This is a genomic window from Paenibacillus diazotrophicus, from assembly GCF_042610465.1.
This window is the reverse complement of sequence record NZ_JBGJZN010000005.1, coordinates 126,292-144,857: the sequence shown is the minus strand read 5'-3', so window position 1 is coordinate 144,857 and position 18,566 is coordinate 126,292. Positions and strand designations below refer to the sequence as shown.

19 protein-coding genes and 1 riboswitch are annotated in these 18,566 nt (G+C 50.6%); of the genes, 5 read left to right on the top strand and 14 right to left on the bottom strand.

Annotation, left to right across the window (positions count from 1 at the left end; all coding sequences use genetic code 11):
• Nucleotides 1–62 precede the first annotated feature (62 nt).
• Nucleotides 63–1,124 carry an NAD(P)/FAD-dependent oxidoreductase gene (locus ACAN54_RS19670; protein WP_379159132.1) on the top strand — a complete coding sequence of 354 codons (1,062 nt, stop codon included), beginning with the start codon at nt 63–65 and terminating at the stop codon, nt 1,122–1,124.
• A gap of 14 nt (nt 1,125–1,138) precedes the next feature.
• On the opposite strand, the gene ACAN54_RS19665 is transcribed toward ACAN54_RS19670, so the two are convergent.
• On the bottom strand, nt 1,139–1,393 hold the full coding sequence (locus ACAN54_RS19665; RefSeq protein WP_379159129.1) for a YuzB family protein: 255 nt from the start codon (nt 1,391–1,393) through the stop codon (nt 1,139–1,141).
• An 82-nt stretch (nt 1,394–1,475) separates the two neighbouring features.
• Between ACAN54_RS19665 and ACAN54_RS19660 the strand changes: the two genes are divergently transcribed.
• Nucleotides 1,476–1,724 (top strand): NifU family protein, encoded by a 249-nt coding sequence (locus ACAN54_RS19660; protein ID WP_379159126.1) that lies wholly within the window; start codon nt 1,476–1,478, stop codon nt 1,722–1,724.
• Between the two features lie 183 nt (nt 1,725–1,907).
• Here ACAN54_RS19660 and ACAN54_RS19655 read toward each other — a convergent pair whose 3' ends face one another.
• The 13 genes from ACAN54_RS19655 to ACAN54_RS19595 form a co-directional block, all read right to left on the bottom strand.
• Nucleotides 1,908–2,771: a MetQ/NlpA family ABC transporter substrate-binding protein gene (locus tag ACAN54_RS19655; protein WP_379159123.1), complete on the bottom strand. Its 864-nt coding sequence runs from the start codon at nt 2,769–2,771 to the stop codon at nt 1,908–1,910.
• Nucleotides 2,772–2,829: 58 nt separating this feature from the next.
• On the bottom strand, nt 2,830–3,498 hold the full coding sequence (locus ACAN54_RS19650; protein WP_379159120.1) for a methionine ABC transporter permease: 669 nt from the start codon (nt 3,496–3,498) through the stop codon (nt 2,830–2,832).
• A complete protein-coding gene (locus ACAN54_RS19645; protein ID WP_379159116.1) occupies nt 3,498–4,514 on the bottom strand; it encodes a methionine ABC transporter ATP-binding protein in 1,017 nt (338 codons plus the stop codon). Before ACAN54_RS19645 ends, ACAN54_RS19650 begins: the two co-directional genes overlap by 1 nt.
• Nucleotides 4,515–4,612: 98 nt before the next feature.
• A riboswitch (SAM riboswitch) is annotated at nt 4,613–4,757 on the bottom strand.
• A 93-nt stretch (nt 4,758–4,850) separates the two neighbouring features.
• Nucleotides 4,851–5,594, bottom strand: coding sequence for a Cthe_2314 family HEPN domain-containing protein (locus tag ACAN54_RS19640; RefSeq protein ID WP_379159112.1), 744 nt, complete (start codon nt 5,592–5,594; stop codon nt 4,851–4,853).
• 12 nt (nt 5,595–5,606) lie between these two features.
• Nucleotides 5,607–7,373: a UbiD family decarboxylase gene (locus tag ACAN54_RS19635; RefSeq protein ID WP_379159109.1), complete on the bottom strand. Its 1,767-nt coding sequence runs from the start codon at nt 7,371–7,373 to the stop codon at nt 5,607–5,609.
• A gap of 55 nt (nt 7,374–7,428) precedes the next feature.
• Nucleotides 7,429–8,355 carry a COX15/CtaA family protein gene (locus ACAN54_RS19630; RefSeq protein WP_379159871.1) on the bottom strand — a complete coding sequence of 309 codons (927 nt, stop codon included), beginning with the start codon at nt 8,353–8,355 and terminating at the stop codon, nt 7,429–7,431.
• A 119-nt stretch (nt 8,356–8,474) separates the two neighbouring features.
• Entirely contained in the window at nt 8,475–8,819 is a 345-nt protein-coding gene (locus ACAN54_RS19625) for a thioredoxin family protein (protein ID WP_379159106.1), read from the bottom strand.
• Nucleotides 8,820–8,935: 116 nt separating this feature from the next.
• Nucleotides 8,936–10,564, bottom strand: a complete 1,629-nt coding sequence (locus ACAN54_RS19620) for a putative polysaccharide biosynthesis protein (protein ID WP_379159103.1) — start codon at nt 10,562–10,564, stop codon at nt 8,936–8,938.
• 27 nt (nt 10,565–10,591) lie between these two features.
• Nucleotides 10,592–11,077 (bottom strand): DUF456 domain-containing protein, encoded by a 486-nt coding sequence (locus tag ACAN54_RS19615; RefSeq protein ID WP_379159100.1) that lies wholly within the window; start codon nt 11,075–11,077, stop codon nt 10,592–10,594.
• A gap of 22 nt (nt 11,078–11,099) precedes the next feature.
• Entirely contained in the window at nt 11,100–11,876 is a 777-nt protein-coding gene (locus ACAN54_RS19610) for a Cof-type HAD-IIB family hydrolase (protein WP_379159097.1), read from the bottom strand.
• An 89-nt stretch (nt 11,877–11,965) separates the two neighbouring features.
• Nucleotides 11,966–14,086, bottom strand: a complete 2,121-nt coding sequence (locus ACAN54_RS19605) for a peptidoglycan D,D-transpeptidase FtsI family protein (protein ID WP_379159094.1) — start codon at nt 14,084–14,086, stop codon at nt 11,966–11,968.
• Between the two features lie 490 nt (nt 14,087–14,576).
• Nucleotides 14,577–15,722 carry a transglutaminase-like domain-containing protein gene (locus tag ACAN54_RS19600; RefSeq protein ID WP_379159091.1) on the bottom strand — a complete coding sequence of 382 codons (1,146 nt, stop codon included), beginning with the start codon at nt 15,720–15,722 and terminating at the stop codon, nt 14,577–14,579.
• A 59-nt stretch (nt 15,723–15,781) separates the two neighbouring features.
• Entirely contained in the window at nt 15,782–16,219 is a 438-nt protein-coding gene (locus tag ACAN54_RS19595; RefSeq protein WP_379159868.1) for a hypothetical protein, read from the bottom strand.
• Between the two features lie 303 nt (nt 16,220–16,522).
• Between ACAN54_RS19595 and ACAN54_RS19590 the strand changes: the two genes are divergently transcribed.
• The 3 genes from ACAN54_RS19590 to ACAN54_RS19580 all read left to right on the top strand — a co-directional run bounded on the left by ACAN54_RS19590 (nt 16,523) and on the right by ACAN54_RS19580 (nt 18,502).
• Nucleotides 16,523–17,692: an MFS transporter gene (locus ACAN54_RS19590; RefSeq protein ID WP_379159865.1), complete on the top strand. Its 1,170-nt coding sequence runs from the start codon at nt 16,523–16,525 to the stop codon at nt 17,690–17,692.
• Between the two features lie 122 nt (nt 17,693–17,814).
• Entirely contained in the window at nt 17,815–17,940 is a 126-nt protein-coding gene (locus tag ACAN54_RS19585) for a hypothetical protein (RefSeq protein ID WP_256700632.1), read from the top strand.
• Nucleotides 17,941–18,145: 205 nt separating this feature from the next.
• On the top strand, nt 18,146–18,502 hold the full coding sequence (locus ACAN54_RS19580; protein ID WP_379159088.1) for a DNA primase: 357 nt from the start codon (nt 18,146–18,148) through the stop codon (nt 18,500–18,502).
• Nucleotides 18,503–18,566 lie beyond the last annotated feature (64 nt).

Here is an 18,566-nt window from a genome sequence, read left to right as displayed (position 1 = left end):
GGAATCCAGCCGGCAACTGCTGCAATGACCATTACTTGAGCCATAGTCGAAAGGAAGATGTCATGAGAACCTTACTCGTCTTGGGCGGCGGCTACGGCGGCCTTGCCCTCATTCAAGAACTACTCGACAATCATCTCCCCCATGATGTGGAAATTGTTTTGATTGACCGGATGCCTTATCAGGGAATCAAGACGGAATACTACGCACTTGCTGCGGGTACCGTCACAGATTACCATCTGCGCATCCAGTTCCCGGTGCATCCCCGTCTTACGGTACGTTACGGAGAAGTGGGCTCCATTGATCTGGAGAGCCGCGTGGTATTGATGAATACAGGTGAACCGGTATCTTACGACATTTTGGCCATTGCTCTCGGTTGCACGGATAATTATCACCATATTCCAGGAGCAGAAGAGCATAGTTGCAGCATTCAGAGCTTTTCGGGGACACGTGAAACCTACCGCCGGTTGAATGATGTGAAGCCATATGGAACGGTTAACATTGTTGGCGGCGGACTTAGCGGAGTGGAGATGGCTGCAGAACTGCGGGAGAGCCGGCCGGATCTGAATATCGCCATTCTAGACCGGGGGGAACGTGTGCTGTCCTCTTTTCCCGCGAAGCTGTCGCAATATGTAGAGGAATGGTTCAGTGAGCATCACGTGGAGACCTTAGGCCGAATTTCCGTATCCCATGTTGAAAAAGATGCCATCTTCAATGGCACACAGGCCATTCCAGGAGATGTAACCGTATGGACAGCGGGCATCCAGCCGGTTCAGGTCGTACAGCAGCTTGAGCTTCCTAAGGACCGGGGCGGTCGGATTATTGTAGAACAGTATTATAATGTGGCTGATTATCCGGAGGTTTATGTGATTGGGGACTGCGCAAGTCTTCCCTTTGCGCCCAGCGCACAGGCGGCAGGAGCGCAGGGGGAGCAGGTGGCCCATATCCTTCAAGCCCTCTGGCGCAATGAAACACCGAAGCTGCACAAAATCAAACTGAAGGGCACCCTTGGCTCTCTGGGTAAAAATGCCGGCTTTGGCCTGATGGGCCGCCGCTCTGTTATGGGGCGGGTTCCCCGCTTGCTGAAAAGCGGTGTGCTTTGGATGTCCAAACGCCATTTCGGTTAGAGATTACCCCGGAACTAGTCAATTTCAAGGTTGTCCCAGGCTTCCTGTTCCTTAATGGCTGCCTCGATGGCTGCTTCAAGCTCTTCCGGAGTTTCCGCTTCAATAATTTCACCTTCAAGCATGGCAAAGGGCTGCAGATAGCATTGTCCGCAATTATTCAGGCAGCCATATTCGATGACATCATATTCAGGATTGAGTTCCAGCTTGCGCTTCAGCGGTTCAGTGCCATGACCGATATTACTGGCACAAAATTCAATAAGTGGTCTCATGATGTTCTCCTTATTCTGTGTAAACCATTTTATTTTTTAACTTTTTGTACTATAATAAGCATACGAAAGGAGTGATTGAGAAATGAGTGAGAATGTACAAAGCGCCACCATGTATGATGAAGTACTGGAAGTGCTCGATAAACTTCGTCCGTTCCTGCAACGCGATGGCGGCGACGTCGAACTGATCGATGTTGAAGACGGCATTGTGAAGTTGAAACTTATGGGTGCCTGCGGCAGTTGCCCAAGCTCCACGATCACGCTAAAAGCCGGGATCGAACGCGCCCTCCTTGAAGAAGTAGAAGGCGTGGAAGAAGTTGTTCAAGTATTCTAATCCCGTATCATAACGATCCCGGCCCTTCCGATGAAGAAGGCCGGGATTTTTTTTATTATAGTGGATTTCACAAAGGGGATCAACTTCTATCGCACCCAAAAAGACCAGAGGCTGCTCGCGCAGCCATTTCGGGCTCCCTAGCAATCTCTGGTCTGAATGATTCAACCTATGCAGTTATACTGCTTAAAAAGCAGGAATGATCGCACCTTGATATTTCTCTTCAATAAAGGCTTTGGCTTCCGGGGAAGTCAGAGCAGCCGCCAGCTTCTGAATCGCATCAGAGTCCTTGTTGTCAGGACGGGCTACCAGCAGGTTGGCGTAAGGAGAATCGGATCCTTCGATGAACAAAGCATCTTTAGTTGGAACAAGGCCGGCTTCCAGGGCATAGTTGGTGTTGATCAAGGCAAGATCTACTTCATCCAGCTGGCGAGGCAGCATAGCGGCTTCCAGTTCCACGATTTTCAGGTTCTTTTTGTTCTCGGTAATATCAGCTGTAGTGGAAGTAATATTGGTGTCGTCCTTCAAAGTGATGAGACCATTCTTGGCCAGCAGAATGAGGGCGCGTCCACCGTTGGTGGCATCGTTCGGAATCGCTACTTTTGCACCATCCGCCAGTTCGTCGATCGATTTGATTTTTTTGGAGTAGGCACCAAAGGGTTCTACGTGAACTGCTGTAACGGACACCAGATCTGTTCCGTTCTTTTGGTTCTGGTCATCGAGGTAAGGCTTGTGCTGGAAGAAGTTCGCATCGAGTTCTTTTTCGGCAAGCTGGGTATTAGGCAGAATATAATCTGTGAATTCTTTGATCTCCAGCTTAATGCCTTGCTTTTCAAGAAGAGGAGCAATGGCGTTCAGAATTTCCGCATGCGGCTGAGGTGAAGCGCCAATCACCAGGGTTACCGGTTCTGCAGCTGGCTCTGCGGAAGCGTCCGCAGCTGGAGCGTTCGTGGCAGCGGAGTTCGCAGCATTATTGGTATTATTGTTGCCGCAAGCAGCCAGCACCAATACCAAGGTCAAACTGAAGAATGTAAGCAGTACTTTTTTCATCTGTAAATCCCCCTCTAATGATTATGTGTGTAGAATAAGGCTTGTATATGGAAGTACCTTATTTCCGGGTAAAATGTTGAACCAGCCGGTCACCGGCCATTTGCAGCAGCTGCACGAGAATTACCATCAGCGCTACCGAGATTATCATGACTTCCTTCTGATAGCGGTAATAACCGTAACGGATTGCCAGGTCACCTAGACCACCGCCGCCAATCATTCCCGACATCGCTGTGTATGAAACCAGTGTTACGATGGTAATGGTCACTCCGGCTAACAAACCTGGACGGGCTTCCGGCAAAAGCACGCGCCAGACGATTTGGCCTGTCGAGGCCCCCATCCCTTGCGCGGCTTCGATCACGCCCCGGTCCACCTCGCGTAGAGCTGTTTCCACCAGTCTGGCAAAAAACGGAGCTGCGCCGATTACCAGCGCCGGAATGGTTCCCAGTACGCCTATCGAAGTCCCCATAATACTTTTGCTGAGTGGAATCAAAGCGACCATCAGGATAATGAAAGGCACCGAACGCAGGATATTCACCACGAAGGATAATACCGAGTAAATTGACCTGATAATGACGTTATTCGATCTTCCCCATAAATATAACACAATTCCGAGTGGTAAACCAAGAATAATTGTGAACATTCCGGAATAGGCCAACATTCGAAGGGTTGCGATGCCTGCATCCAGCATTTCTTCCCAGTTAATCTCATTAAAATTCAAGCCGCCCATTACGCAAACACCTCCACATCAAGACCTTGTGCGGCCAGCTCGGCCAGAGTCGCTTCAACCGCTTCGAGACTTCCCTCAAACCGCACCACAAGCTGGCCGTAAGGCACATCCTTAATTGTGGAAATCGTTCCCTGCAGAATGGCAAAATCCACACCGGTTCCCCGGACCACATGAGAAAGCGTTGATTCGTATGTTTTTTGTCCCAGGAAGGTAATCTTGACTGATTTGCTGTACTGTTCATATACGGCATCCAGTGCTACACGAAGTGGCCCGTCCTGCTGACTTTCACTACGAATGAAATCCTTCGTTACCTCATGCTGCGGCTTCAGGAAAACCTCGGCTACTTCCCCCTGCTCGACAATCCCGCCGCCATGAATGACTGCAACCCGGTCACAGATGCTCTGGATCACATGCATTTCATGAGTAATCAACACAATAGTCAGATTGAACTTCCGGTTAATGTCCAGCAGAAGCCTCAGAATAGCGTCGGTCGTCTGCGGGTCAAGGGCTGAGGTTGCTTCATCGCAGAGCAGCACATCGGGATTACTGGCCAAGGCCCGCGCAATGCCTACCCGCTGCTTCTGCCCTCCGGATAGTTGTGCCGGATATTTGCGGCTATGCTCTTCAAGACCTACAAGTGCAAGCAGATCCCTAACCCTCGGTTGAATCTGTTTGGCTGGCGTCCCCGCCAGTCTCAGCGGAAAGGCAATGTTGTCGTAGACCGTCGCAGAAGACAGCAGATTGAAATGCTGAAAGATCATGCCGATCTTGCGGCGCTGCTCCTGCAGTTGTCTTTGACTAAGGGAAGTCAATTCCACGCCGTCCACCCATACCTCGCCATTTGTCGGGCGCTCCAGCAGGTTGATGCAACGGATCAGCGTACTTTTGCCGGCACCCGAATGGCCGATGACTCCAAAAATCTCCCCTTTTTGAATCGACAGGTTCAGCCCGGAGAGCGCCGTTGCAGCGTTGCTGCCTTTTCCGTATACCTTCGTCAAATCTTTCAGCTCTATCAAAACAGTTGTCCTCCCCAAGTAACCCATATAAAAACCAAAAAGACCTCTTACGATCGAATGCAGATCGCAAGAGGCCCTGTGATTGTGTTAACCATGCCTTCTCATCTGCCAACGACCGCAAACCACGCGGCATTGTAGGAATTAGCACCATGACATTTGAACAAGAGTGACGGTTAGTCGCTTCCCATACAAATCGGTTGCCGGGCTTCATCGGGCCTATCCCTCCGCCGCTCTCGATAAGAGTTCGTTATGCAATTAGTTGCCCTAACATGTAAGATGCTAATGCAAGCTCAAGTATAGTAAGTTTCAAGTTTTTTGTCAAAGGGAACTTTTTACTTATGAAGAACCCCCGGGCTTTAGATTCGCAGCGATGTTGCTCTTGTGCCACTGCTTATTGCTGTACCGGAATGCTGCTGCCAAGGTTTTACATACCATCTCAAGGCTTTGCTTCAAATCCTCCAGATGGCTGTCCAAATCCTCAAGATGTATCTTGTCATGAAGCCCCTGATGCCGCTGCCACAGATCATCCTGCATTTCAGCATTCATATAGTGGATCTCGGCGTTACGTCGTTTGCGCAGATTCTCCAGTGGCTCCCGGTAGGAGTTCTTGATCGCTTCCAGTTCATCAGCGAGTTCTGTGTGCTGCTTAAGTAATTGAAACTGGCGAAGTACGGTAAAATAAGAGAAATGGGCTTTGATCTTGCTGGTGTTCAGATCATACAGACTGTTAAGCACCGTACCCAGCTTGTCCAGCAGCGAAAACACACGAATGAAGCCATCTTTATAAAAGTAAACATATCTTGCATATTCGCCCTGTTCCATAGGGGACATATCATCCATGTAACCCGCTACCACAGATTTGCGGAAAAAGGCAGCTGCGAACCAGCTTTGCTCCAGCTCATCCAGAGAGGAGATTAGTCCGCGTGTCCAAATTTCAAGCTTGCGGTATTCGTGGTCATGGTCTTCATGTAAGTTCATGTCCTTGCGCAGCGTGGACGCTAGCTTGGCCATATTCTCCATGGCATCAGCCAGTACACCGCTGTTCTCACGGGGCGGCTCTCCGAGTAATATCCGCAGCATCCTGTAACCTCCTCAGTGTGGGAAATAGCTTTTCCAGTTGCGGTCCACCCGCTGAACAATATCCTCACGCGGAACCAGCTCCTCCGGATACCCCCGCTTCATCCTGGCATCGATCACAAGGGGCAGCTTATAGCCAATATGATGGCGCTTGATCTCATATTCCGCGTAGATATCGCTGGCCGGTTCGAACCTTGTGAACACCGTCCAGAGGAAAGAAGTTTGGGAACGCACCGTATCAGCGGCGTTATCCACCACAATCACGAGCGGCCAGGCTGTTCCCTGCGCACGCAGAGCCGCGACTAGCCGGGACGGAAGCTGTGGATCTTCTTCATAGGATGCACCGGAAACGGCTAAACATCCACGGCAGTAAGGAATTGCCTCTGTGATTCCTGGCAGCAGACCTTCTGAATACTCATAAGGAAGCTCACGAACCGGACTACCCACCCCCAGCATGATAGCCTTGCTGCTGTTGGACGGATTCGCTGAATGCGCCTGATCTTCCTGGGAGGCATTGCCGTATATCCTGAGGCCTGAAGCGGGGTCAAAGCGTTCCAGTACACTCTCCAGCAGTCCGGGGAAATCAGTCAAATCGACCGGTTTATCTGTTAACAGCAGGAATTTGGTCCGGGATAGCTGGCCCTCTCCCAGAATCCGGAAGGCAGATACCATCGCTTCATTAGGATAGCTCTCTCTCACGACAGCTGATACCAGAGAATGCGGACCGCATTCCGAATACTCCCACAGTGCTTTGACAGAAGGCATGAGCAGCGGGTACATCGGAGCTAAGAGCCGCTGTATATACTCCCTGAGATAGTAGTCCTCCTGGCGCGGCTTGCCGACAATGGTTGCCGGATAGATGGCATCCTTACGATGCCAAATCCGCTGAACGTGCATGACTGGAAAATCGCTGGGTTTGGAATAATAACCATAGTAATCGCCAAAAGGTCCATCTGTGTGGCGCTCTTGCGGCATTACCAGTCCCCGGATGGCGAACTCCGCTTCTGCGGGAATCCGGTGCCCGCCCATCGGGTCCTTGACCATCTGCAGCTTCCGCCCCAGCACCAGAGAGGCTAGCATCAGTTCGGGTATCCGTTCTTGAACAGGAGCCGCAGCTGCGGCGATCAATGCCGGGGGGCCGCCTAAAAAAACGGATACCGGAAGTGATTCTCCGAGCAGCTCTGCCTCCCGGTGATGGAAGCTGCCCCCTTTATGCTTTTGCCAATGTAATCCCACTTTGCTGTCATCATAAACTTGATTCCGGTATATCCCCAGGTTATGGTCATTCGGGTTAGTAATGCTCTCCGTATACACTATAGGCAGAAGAATGGAGGGACCTCCTTCCTCCTGCCAGCTGGTAATTCGGGGCAACTCTTTAAGAGGATCCGTACTGCGGCAGATGCCAAGCACCGGGGCTTCTCCCTGCGGCACATTTCGGGTCCCCACCTTAAGCAGGTCCATGAACAGCCGTTTTTCCTTCCAAATCCCTGATACTGTTGGCGGCAGCAAGGTTTCCACCGCTCCCATCATCGACTTCATCAACTGCTCCGGACGCGTCCCGAATGCCTGATTGGCCCGGCGTACAGTGCCGAAGAGATTGGTCGCCACTGGAAACGGTGTTCCGATTACATTCGTGAAGAGCAAAGCCGGCCCTTCCTCTTGTACAACACGCCGATGAATCTCCGCAAGCTCCAAATAAGGATCTACCGGCGCTTCAATCACGGCAATGTCCTTATCCCGGCGGAGCTGTTCAATCCATTGACGCAAATTACCGTATCCCACTATATACTTCCTCCTCAAACCGGGCGCTATCCCGCAAAAGTTTGATGAGCGTAGACTATTTATTCGCTCTTTCCAGCTGCCATACGCGTACACTCATGTAACACAGAACGCCGAAGAGTCCGGCTATCAGGAGAATGTGCGCCAGTGCGGCAAATATGTACAGCCGTTCATTATATAGGGTATGGACAACAGCCGCACCGCTGAATACCTGAAGCAGACACAGAATTACAGCAGTAGCACCAAGTATCCTCAGCTCAGTCAGTGCTGTATATTTCCAGAAGGCTAAATGTCCGAGGTACGCAATCAGGAGAAACAACAGTGCAGCCGCAACTCTATGCATAAACACAATAGCCACACCGCCAGACAACTCGGGTATCCATTCTCCGTTACAAAGCGGCCACCCGGAGCACCCTCCCTGAGAATCCGTATGGCTGACATAAGCCCCAATATAAACCACTATATAAGAATATAACGCAGCAGCCCATGTTAAGTTGCGGAATCCTTTGCTGACACGGAGTCCAGGCGGAGGAGGATTATCCCCAAGCGTATAGCGTCTTTTCGTCCCAAGTGCAAGCATTAGCGAGCTGGCAAAAGCGATCAGGGAGAAGCCCATATGTAGTGCCATCACCGCAGCAGACTGCGATTTAACCACCGCAAGCGCTCCCATTCCTCCCTGCACCACCACAAATAAAATTGTCAGAAGAGCATACACCATCAGTTCTCTCCGTTTACGCGCATAACGCCAAAATGCCAGCACCGAGGCAAGGGATAACAGTCCTGCCAGCCCGCTGAACAAACGATGGGTATATTCGATCAGTGAGCCTATTGTATAAGCAGGAACCAGCTTTCCGTGACAGAGCGGCCATTCATTGCCACATTCCAGTCCGGAACCTGTTTTGGTCACTACCGCACCCCCGAGAAGCGCCAAAAACATAACCAGACAAGTGATGTAGCTGAGCCATTTCAATGGATTCATCGTCAATGAGATCACCCGCAATTTTATAGGAATAAAAGGGAAAAGTGCTTGTTGAATTGCTACAAAGGTCCACGTTAATAAAAACACCGCTTCTGCTCGGGTAGGGCGAAAGCGGTGCATCGTTATTACTTGTGTATAGTCAGATAAACTTCAAGTGCCCTGTCCAGGAAGCCTTCAATCTCTTCACGCGACTTGCGCAGTTTGTTGACAAACCTTACCAGCTCACGTCCATCGGTGTAGGCCACAAAGCTGGGAATACCAAGAATATTCTGTTCCTGGCTGACATCACCTACAGCGTCCACATCTACTTCAACCAGCGTAAGGCGGTCGCTATATTTCTGTTCCACTTCGGGCATAAACGGATCAATGAACTTGCAGTCCGAGCACCAATCGGCTTTGAAGACGGCTATGGTTAGACGGGGCGATTGAATCGACACCTGGAATTCCGCAGGGGAAGTAATTTTATCCATAATCTGAACAGTCCCTTCTTGAGTTAAGAGTAACGTCTATTATGTTTTCTTTAAGTGAAGCAAATTGTACAGAATAAGTCAAATAAAAAAGACAAATCAAGACAATTATCACAGATTTATTGCTCAGAACGAATACGTTCGGGCTGCAGCTTCATGAGCGGGCCCAGTACCTTCTGCAGCGGACGCGGATATCCGGCGATTTCCTGACGACTCAGCACTCCCAGAACAATCAGCAGCACCAGGTAGATTACAACCACAGCTGCGCCTACCACAAGGCAGGTGATCAGGAAAGCCACACGTGCAGGCATCATATGGGTTAGAATCAATCCCGCTTCATTCAGTCCGTAGCCGATGCCGCCGGAGGCCAACACAGCAACCGCGAAACCGCCCCAGCGTCTGCCAAGAATCTCGAAGGGAATAATCGTTTTTAGCATTCTCAGGTTAAGCAGTGTAATAACAATGAAACACAGTGCTGTGGCAGCAATAATCCCGTAAATACCGAAAATACGGCTGAGGATGAAGTTGGAACCGAACTTGACGAGCAGGCCAGCCATTACATAATACATGGAGATCCGTGCTTTTCCCATGCCGAGTAGAATGGAGTTGGTGGTCATCATGGTAATCTGAAATATCGTTCCGAGTGTCAGCATCGCCACAATACCGCTGCCGTCGAGGCTGCTGAACAAGAGTCCATTCACTGAATACGCCGCAACCACGAGCGACAGAACAATCGGTGTTCCTGTCAGAATCGAAATCCGCAGCGCCAGCGTTACCTGCCGTTTCAGATGCGCTTCATCGCGCCTTGCATAGGCGGCAGAGATGATCGGAATCAGCGAGGTGCTAAGCGCAATCGATAGTACCGGCGGAATACCGGCTACACTCTGTGCACGGCTTCCGTAGATCCCCAAAGCCTGGGTAGCCTCCTTTAAACCGATTTGCCCGCTGAGCAGAGGAACGATGAATGAGGTATCAATAAAGTTCACTACCGGAACTGTTACAGAAGAGAGCACAATCGGTATGGATAGTTTGAAAATATCCTTGTAGATCTTCAGCAGCGGAATCCGGGCTTCGCTTGAATCATACAAAGCCTTTTGCTCCTCGCTGCGGCGGAGCTTTCTTGCATAATACAGCATTACGCCAAATGCCCCGATGCTTCCAAGCACACTGCCGAAGGAAGCACCCGCCGCCATCCAGGTATTGCTGTAACCCTGACGCAGCAGAATAAATGCAAGCAGAATCGCCGTCGACACACGGGCAATCTGCTCAATAATCTGCGAGATGCCCCCGGCCATCATATTGTTGCGTCCCTGGAAATAACCGCGCATCATCGCGATCATCGGAAAGAGCAGAAGCGCCGGTGCAATCGCCCGGATCGCAAGCGTACTCTGGGGAACCTTGGTATACTCCGCATAATACGGAGCCGCTATGTACAGGATTGTACTCATCAGCACACCGACAACCGCGGCAAAAATAAGCGCTGCACGGTATACCTGCTGCGCTTCCTGCGGGCGGTTCAACGCATAACGCTCAGACACCATTTTGCTGAGCGTACTTGGAATGCCGGCTGTGGCCAGTGGCAGAAGCATCAGATACACATTGTTCGCCTGTGTGAATGATGCATTACCGATATCATTGAATAAATGCTCCAGCGGCACCCGCTGGGCCAGACCCAGCACGCGGGCTACGAGCGCTGCCGCGGCCAGAATAAGCGTGCCTTTGACAAAAGACTCTTTCTTGGTAGACAAACTGTTTCGCCTTCTTCGCTGTTAAAGTTAATACCGGCCAATCCAGATAAAGAAGAGGATGACCATGGCAATTTGCAGCACGATTTTGACAACTGTGCTGCTGAACAGGCCAAGCAATGAACCGAAGCTGACCTTTACAGCCTTGCCTGGCTTCGAACCGGCGATTAATTCACCGGCAAATGCACCGACAAATGGTCCAATAATCAGACCAAAGGGCGAAAGGAGGATAGGCCCTAGGATGAGGCCGATCGTGCTACCGATAACTGAGGCGCGGGAGCCGCCGAATTTCTTGACTCCCCAGGCCCCGACCACATAATCCGCCACAAACAGGACAACCACGATCAGCGTCTGGATAATCCAGAACCACGGGCCGAACGGATCGAAGGAAAAGAACCAGCCGTATACAAAAAAGGCCAGATAAATCGCCAGCGCACCCGGCAGTATCGGATATACCGCTCCGGCCAGTCCTACGGCGAATAAAGCAATAATCAAAACCCATCCGAGAATCGTCAATTCCTTCAGCTCCTAAGCATCATTATTCCCCAGTCGCTCTTCCGGCGGAGGCCTCAACTTCGGTCAAAATATACTTCTCAATCACTTCTGCGATCCCGTCATTGTTATTCGTGGCGACCACAGCATCCGCTTCCTGCTTCACTACATCTTGCGCATTGCCCATCGCTACACCAAAGCCGGACTGCTGGATTGCGGCCAGATCGTTCAGACTGTCTCCGACTGCAACCACCTGGGACATCTCTATCCCAAGCAGCTTGCAGACCTCCCGGATACCGGAAGCCTTATTCACGCCCAGCGGATTAATCTCCAGATTATGCGGTGTAGAATTTGTGATTTCGAGCCCGCCCATATCCTGAAGCTGCATCAGCAGATTGTGGCGGATCTCATCATCTTCCGTAGAATAACCGAACTTGAGCCATTCTCGTCCTTCAATATCTCCATCCCAGTTATCCCGGTTGTAGACCTCGTCCACAGAATACGCCCAGAACCAGATTCCGTATTTTTCGGCGATTTCATGCATCCTTTTGACCAGCATCACGTCCATCAGGGAACGGCGGTAGAGCTCATGAGGCGCACGCCATACTTCACTCCCGTTCACCATAATCATGGGAGTCTCCAGCCCCAGCTGCTCTGCGTACGGCATTGCGCTGCGGGATGAGCGTCCGGTGGACAGACAGACATGAACGCCTGCATCCATCGCTTTTTTAATCCACTCCACCGTTTTGGGGGTAATCTGTTGTTCATCATTCAGCAGGGTTCCATCCATATCCAATGCTAGCAGGCGGTATTTGGCAATCATTTGCCACCCCTCCATTCTTGTATGCTCTCTGGTGTCAGAGTAGCTGTGTATTTGGGTATCTCTGCATTCCGTTGTTCCAGTCCATCGTATCAGTTGTTTGTTGCCGGAGTATTTTCGGGAGATGCAGTTGGTGTACTTCCGGGCACGGCATTTTCAGTTTTCAAGCTTTTCTTAGGCACGCCATCCAGGCCATATTCCCAATCGTAAGCATCGAAAATCTTGCGGGCAACCGGTGCGGCGCTGTTGGAGCCAAATCCGCCTTCAGGAATAACTACAGCTACAGCCAGCTTCGGTTTATCCCGCGGAGCAAAGGCAATGAAGACCCCGTTATCGCGCAATTCACCTTTGGCTTGCTGCTGGGATGTTCCTGTCTTACGGGCAAAATCATACGGAAAGTCATTAAATGCAGTCACTTCACTGCTCATCCCTTTTTTGATTTCTCTCCAAAAGGAATCGTCAAACGTGGTAACCTGATCCAGCACTTCACGGCCAAAGGTCTTGACTACCTTACCGTTGGAATCCGTGATTCTGCTGACCAGCTGCGGTTTGATCCGGATGCCTTCATTGGCAAGAGTGGAAGCGTACTGCGCAAGCTGCAGTGTAGTGTAGCTTCCCTGCTGTCCGAAGGATGCATAGACCAGCGCCGCTTGGGCACTCCCCGCAGCTTTGGTATCCGTATAGTTGATTTGACCCAGGAACTCTCTGGGAAGGCCGCTCTGTGTCGATACACCGAGGCCAAATTCCTTCATATATTTATCCCAGACTCCAATGCCCTTGCTTCCATATTTGTCATACAATTTCTTGCCGACCATATCGACCATGAATACGTTAGAGGATTTCGTGATCGCTTTGGCCGGGTCCATAGGACCGTATACGTGGCCGGAAGCATTTCTAACCTTGGTTTCATGCCCCTCTTTACCGAAAGAGGTACTGCCTGTATCGGTGTAGGTAGTGCTGGTACTGAAAAATCCTTCATTCAGGCCTATGAGCACGCTAAGCGGCTTGATGGTTGAACCCATCAGCAGCACCGAGCGGAGTCCATTGCCTGAAATGCCGGAAGAAATCGGATTAATGGTTCCGTTCTGATAGTTGTCGATAATACTGTTCCAGACATCGGTAGGCAATGATCCCGAAGTCCATACATTGGTATCATAGTCCGGCATGCTGGCCATGGCGACAATATTACCGGTATCCACTTCCATCGCTACCGCATAGCCGGTGATGGCGTTAGGATGTGTTTTGCCCTGCACCGAATGAGAATGCAGCCAGCTGATCTGCTCGGTAATGGCCTCTTCCGTCTTCTTCTGAATGTTCTTGTTAATGGTCATCCACAGGTCATTTCCTTTAACAGGCGGAACAACATCTTCGACCTTTTCAGCCATATTCTGCGGATTGACTGAGATGACCTGATAACCATTTTTCCCGCGAAGATCTCTTTGATATTGCAGCTCCAGACCATCGAATCCGACAAACTCATCATCCTTGTAGGTTAGACCCGGGTCGGCATCGATCTGTTTCATTGCATTTTGAATATTTTTGTAAATATCCAGGCTGCTTGAGGATTTGAAAGGCTTAATATAACCGACTGTCTGTACCGCAATCGTATCCTTATCGTAGTGACGGTTGCTCTCCTCGACCACTTCAACGCCCGGATATTCCGCTTTATGTTCCATGAAATAAGCTACCTCCCTGGAGGTAAGACCCGCTTTGATCCGCCGCGCCATGAAACCGGAATATTTTTTGAAATTCAAATCCAGAGAATTAATGACATCGTTGACCGTCTGCTTTTCCCCGTTAGGATCTCCATACTTGTTAAAAGACTCTACCAGTTTGTTAGCAAGGGAATAGACATTTGCGCGGGCCTCCGGGGTAAACGAAGTAATCCCTGTTTTCTTGTCTGTAGATTTGGCAGTATATTCTTTCGTTAGCGTGATATACAGGGACTGGACAGAGGTGGAATAAGCAATTTCCTCCCCCCCGGCAGCACGAATCGATCCCCGTATGGCTGCGAGCGGTACATTTTTGGTATCACGGCTGGTCTCTACCTCCGTTAAGGTAGGGCCTTCTACGAACTGAACCACAGCAAGACGGATAATAATGACACAGAAAATAACAAACGTGCTGAAGAAAAACACGTTGAGCCGCAGGCCAAGCGAGCTCTTGCTGTCCTTCTCGTCCTGGGAAGAGGCCTGCTTACGGAAAACACTCACAGTTTTTCACTCCTCTACATCTTAAAATAAACCTTTATTCCGGCGTTGACTCCGTTACAGGTGGTTTGTTCTTCTTGGGTACCCCAGTCAGCCCGTATTCCCAGTCATAAGCATCAAATATCCGGCGTGCTACAGGGGCGGCCTGAAAGTGCCGGAGCTAATGATTATATGAATATTGAGGCAGTTAGTATCCTTATTCTTAGAGGTCTCTGTATAGTCTTTGGTTAACGTGATGTACAGGGGCTGGACGGATGTATTATACGCGATGTTTTCTCCTCCTGCAGCATGGATATTCCCACGGACCGCAGAGAGAGGAATGGTCTTGGTCTCCTGACTCTCTTCCACTTCAGTCAAAGCCTTCGCTTCAACGAACTGTAGGGATGCAAGACGAATAATGATGACACAAAATATAAAAAAAGTGCCGAAACCTGAACGGCTGCCGGATCTGCCTTGTTATTGTACCATACATCTTAAGGCTGCTGCTTCCTTCTCAGAGCACACTTTCTTTAATATGGGTTTTGTCAAAATCCTTGCTGTTGAACCAGTTCCCGCTGCGCGCCCACGTGGAGTCGAGCGGTATCCATGCTTGCCTATCCGGCAGATATACTTCATTCCAGGCATGAGGGCCGTATCCGCCTTGGCCACCGTATCCCTGTCCTGTGACTACACGAACCTGAAGTCCCTGTGAACGTGCCATTACGGCGTAGAGGCGGGCATAGTCGATACAAACACCAAGCCGTGTATCAAAGGTGTCCTGCGGTGTCTGCTCATGCCAGATGCGGTGTTGCTCATAATTCTCAGCCTTATCGTAATCATAAGCAATGCGCGAGCCCACCCAGTCATACAGCAGCTTGGCTTTGTCCTCAGCCCCCTCGGCTTGTCCTGCAATATCAGCAGCAGCCCCGGTAATGTCAGGCGAAATCTCATGATCAATTACTTCATATTTCCGCCGCAGAATATCATTCATCTCATCAGCCACCGCCTGGGTCAGCACCGGCAGCTTGCTGCGCACATCCTCCCCGGCTAGCGGTTCAAATACCGCCGCCGCACTCTCGCTGTAGATAGGAGAGGATTCCACATAACGGCTGAAGCTGCTGTCCGGACTCAGTCCAACGCCAATATACAGTGCAAGTACCAGGACAAGACCGCGCACAAGCCCAATAATACCGCCGATGATGGCACCGCTCAGACGGCTGGTCGTTGTAATCTTCCGGTCCGACTCCCTCGCCCGCAAACGTGGCAGGCGGAAAGGAAGCAGCAGGAACAGCAGTCCTAGCAGAAGACGGATGAGGCTGTAAGATATCAATAATAGCAGCAAAAAACGGACAAAAGGTGATCCTGCCAGCACAGATACAGCCGTGTAGTAGATCTGCTGCCATCCGCTGAGCTGAGTGTCCGGAAGTACTATTCCTGACGCCCAGGTTCCTGCAATAGGCGATAGATGCATCGCCGCAGGAATAGCCATGGCTATAGCCAGAAGGGTAAGCACCCCGTTTCCGAGCAGACCGAACAAGCCTCCCGCTGCTCGTGCGAAGCCTCTGCCCCAGCCCTGCAGCAGTGAAAATAAGACAACCACAACCAGCAGGATGGAGATGATGTTCGCTTCACTAAGGCTGTCTATCCATCCCTTAAGCATGTTTGTCCACCTTTCCCTTTCTCTGTAGATTCATATCAACTGCAGGCATGTCCACGGACCTACTGATTTTTCCGGGCTTCTTCAATAAAGGTTTGGGTGGTGTCCGTAATGCTCCATTTCCCGAGACTAACTCCGCGGAAAACCACCTCGACCTTATCCTCACCGGCCGCACCTTTTACTTCAAGATTAGGCGTCGTAATCGTAAAAGTGCCGTCGCCTCCGGAAGTATACTTGGCATCTTTGGCTTCCTTAAGCATAACATCCTGCGCTTCACTCTTAAGCGTACTTACCGTTCCATCCGCCACCTTATTCACAGCGTTACCAATTTGGTCCAGCGTAACCCCGCTGTAGATGAATAAGCCAGCTACAATAGCGATAACTATCGCCCATTTCAGGACCGTTTTAACCAGGTTAATGACCGCAAAGAGCAGAACAAGCGCAATTACGATAACCAGCCAATTCTCTTTAATAAATTGTGACCACACTGCCGGATCCATCACTTTCACAACACCCCTATCGCTATATTTCGTCACTACAGGGCGCATGTCCCCGGGACATTTCATTATTACTAATTATTATACATGAATGACCTTAATAATTCATGGCCTGAGCAGCTTCCTGGAGGCAGTTCCCAATTAGATGGTATAAGCCTCCCTGACTACACGTAAAGTACAAGTAGGCCATTATCAGAACCACTGATTACATGTCTGCTGGCTTCAATGGTCAATACCCTGTATTTATATTAAAAAGTGCCTGCCTGTGCCTTGGCATAGAGACAGGCCCCTGTGGAGGTGTTCCCCCTGAAAACCGCGCTGTGGCTGTATCTGTTTCTCTTTCTGGCCTTCTTCGATTTGCATGCCCAGTATCCTATTCTTACCCCCTTTGCCATCTCACTCGGTGCTGGACCGGCCTTCATTGGCTGGATGATGGGCATGTATTCGCTGACTCATCTTCCCGGAAATCTGCTGGCAGGCGTGCTGGTCGACCGCAACGGCAGCCGACGTTACATTGTATTCGCACTGACAGCAGCCGGAGCCCTTCTGCTGCTTCAGGCTCACGCCCAGCTTCCCTGGCATCTGCTGCTGCTGCGCGCAGCGAGCGGGTTCGCCCTGGCCTTCCTCTCGCCGGCCTGCATGACACTGCTGGCCTCGCTCTCTTCCGATCCCGCGACCCAAGGGAAATATATGTCCGGCCACGGGATCGTCCATACGCTTGCGTCCGTCGTGTCACCGGCCGCAGGAGCTTTTATCGTAGCGAGGGCCGGCTACTCCGGTACATTCACCACTCTGGGCTGGCTGCTGATCTTCACAGGTATCATGGCCTTATTCAGTGTGCCTAATCATGTTCAGAGCTTGGCCGTTGCCACACCGGCTCTTCCCTTGCACTCGCCGTCACAAACTCCGGCCCAGGCAGAATCCCCTGTATCCAAGCGTTATTATCTGCTGCCCTTTTTTGTATCCTGCTCACAAGGCGTGTTGTTCTTTGAACTGCCCCTGTCACAGGGTAGTGATGGAATGATATCCACCGGAATCCTTCTGTCACTTCTTAGCTTGGGAGCACTGGTTACGCTCAGTCTATTCTTTCTGAATCGGCTTACCCCAGGAATAAGAATCGCAGCAGCACTGCTGGTCATGGCGCTCTGCTTCTTCGTGCTTGCTGCGTTCCGTGGCATCCCCGCCGGTGTGGTTCTCTTTCTGCTTGGGGGAGCCAAGGGCGTACTCTTCCCAGCGATGGCCTCCCTATTCATCAGTCTTGGTGGTGCCGGACGTATGGGAAGAACCTTCTCGCTGCAATCCATTGCCATGTCGCTTGGCGCCTTTGCAGGTCCGGTTGCAGCAGGGCAGCTGCGGGACTACGTCTCTCCTTATTTCATAGCCTTTGTTCTGCTGATGACTGCCCTTCTGCTGCTCCCACCCAGAACCTCAGACAAACTGGTCTACCAGCCGGAATGGAACAGTCCAGCAGCTTGACGGTAATCCCTTATCACTTGAAATCATTGATGATGCAGTTAGGCAAACATACAAACCATCTGGTGCTTTTGACATAATATACAATGTAATCAACCCACAGTCGAAAGCGTGGTGAATCCTCCATGGGTGAACATTGCGGTCCGGGCCCGAACCCCGCTCCCGTAACTCCTGTATTCTGGACTTCTACAGGCACCATTCTGGTGCTCTACATTCTGCTGGTCATCATCCTCAGTGCCGGAATATTCTAAGTTTGTCCGCATTTGCCGAAATCACAACCCACTGATCACCCGGTTCTTTTGCCTCCGGGTGATTGTTTCTTTTTACGACATTTCCCGGGTAATGAACATACATAATTGCTGCAGAGAAAGATATAAATCGCAGTTATTTTTAAAAAGGATGAATATTAGGTAAAATATCGACATAGACACATCACCACAGGGAGGATGACCGCATATGTCCATAACCATCATCGTCGAAGGCAAAAACGACCGGAGCAGACTTCGGCGGCTGCTGGCACCTGAGATTGATATCCAGTGCACGTTCGGCACCCTCAACACCTTGAAGCTGGAAACCCTGCGGCGCCGGATAGGCGACGGAGAAGTATACCTGTACATGGACAATGACAGCTCAGGCAAAAAAATCCGCGGTATCCTACGTGATGCCTTTCCGGATGCCGGACATATCTATACCCGGAAGGGTTATGCAGGTGTAGAGGGCACTCCCGATGAATATAACATCACTCAGCTGGAAAAGGCCGGATTGGAAGAGTTCATTATCTATCCGCAGCCTTTGCCTTACTTGGAAACATAAGTGCATTGGACAAGCTGGCATCCCAGCCTTAAGTGAATTTATTTTTCATTCCAGGAATGGTCTG

Bases quoted from the DNA above. Each gene is read 5' to 3' on its own strand.
- ACAN54_RS19670 (WP_379159132.1), top strand. From the start codon at position 63: ATGAGAACCTTACTCGTCTTGGGCGGCGGCTACGGCGGCCTTGCCCTC.
- ACAN54_RS19665 (WP_379159129.1), bottom strand. From the start codon at position 1,393: ATGAGACCACTTATTGAATTTTGTGCCAGTAATATCGGTCATGGCACT.
- ACAN54_RS19660 (WP_379159126.1), top strand. From the start codon at position 1,476: ATGAGTGAGAATGTACAAAGCGCCACCATGTATGATGAAGTACTGGAA.
- ACAN54_RS19655 (WP_379159123.1), bottom strand. From the start codon at position 2,771: ATGAAAAAAGTACTGCTTACATTCTTCAGTTTGACCTTGGTATTGGTG.
- ACAN54_RS19650 (WP_379159120.1), bottom strand. From the start codon at position 3,498: ATGGGCGGCTTGAATTTTAATGAGATTAACTGGGAAGAAATGCTGGAT.
- ACAN54_RS19640 (WP_379159112.1), bottom strand. From the start codon at position 5,594: ATGCTGCGGATATTACTCGGAGAGCCGCCCCGTGAGAACAGCGGTGTA.
- ACAN54_RS19625 (WP_379159106.1), bottom strand. From the start codon at position 8,819: ATGGATAAAATTACTTCCCCTGCGGAATTCCAGGTGTCGATTCAATCG.
- ACAN54_RS19610 (WP_379159097.1), bottom strand. From the start codon at position 11,876: ATGATTGCCAAATACCGCCTGCTAGCATTGGATATGGATGGAACCCTG.
- ACAN54_RS19600 (WP_379159091.1), bottom strand. From the start codon at position 15,722: ATGCTTAAGGGATGGATAGACAGCCTTAGTGAAGCGAACATCATCTCC.
- ACAN54_RS19595 (WP_379159868.1), bottom strand. From the start codon at position 16,219: ATGGATCCGGCAGTGTGGTCACAATTTATTAAAGAGAATTGGCTGGTT.
- ACAN54_RS19585 (WP_256700632.1), top strand. From the start codon at position 17,815: ATGGGTGAACATTGCGGTCCGGGCCCGAACCCCGCTCCCGTAACTCCT.
- ACAN54_RS19580 (WP_379159088.1), top strand. From the start codon at position 18,146: ATGTCCATAACCATCATCGTCGAAGGCAAAAACGACCGGAGCAGACTT.